General features: G+C 48.9%; 1 protein-coding gene. It reads left to right on the top strand.

Annotated elements, in window-relative coordinates:
* Positions 1 to 93: 93 nt before the first annotated feature.
* A partial coding sequence (locus ACTHUT_RS21530; protein WP_440419849.1) for a baseplate J/gp47 family protein occupies positions 94 to 614 on the top strand: 521 nt, incomplete at its 3' end.

The raw sequence follows: 614 nt of genomic DNA, 5'->3' as shown, positions 1-614 counted from the left end.
CGCCCCACACATCACTATGACCGTACGCTGGCGTGTGGCCGATGATGTATCGGGCGAGGTCTATAGCACGGCTGTGAATTTGGAGAATGCAACGTGGATTTAAGCAATTTAAAGCGTGAAGACGTCAAGGTCGTAGATGATGATTTGCAGACGATTTTGGCCGATACCATTGCTAGATATGAGCGCGACAGTGGCAAAACCTTGCAACCGGCTCATATCGAACGTTTGCTGATTAATGTGTACGCCTACCGTGAAGCATTGACTCGTCAGCAGGTAAATGAAGCCTACCGCCAACAGCACGTGCGCTTTGCGACTGGTTTGATGTTGGATTTATGTGGCGACGATATGGCCACGCCACGATTGGAGGCACAACCTGCTCTGACAACATTGCGATTTTCGTGTGATGCCAACTTGTCTGCAGAACAGGTTTTTATACCGGTTGGTACTCAAGTTAGCGTAGGTGAACTGACTTTTAAAACGACCACATCGGCAACTTTGTCATCCAGCCGTAAGACGGTCGATTTACCGGCGCAATGCACAATAACCGGAACAGCCGGAAATGGCTGGACAATCGGTCAAATCAATACTTTGGTCAAGCCACTGCATGATGAGAT

The sequence above is a fragment of the Neisseria sp. P0022.S010 genome (assembly GCF_051956635.1).
Note: the sequence above shows the minus strand (reverse complement) of the source record. Positions and strands in the feature narration are given on the sequence as shown.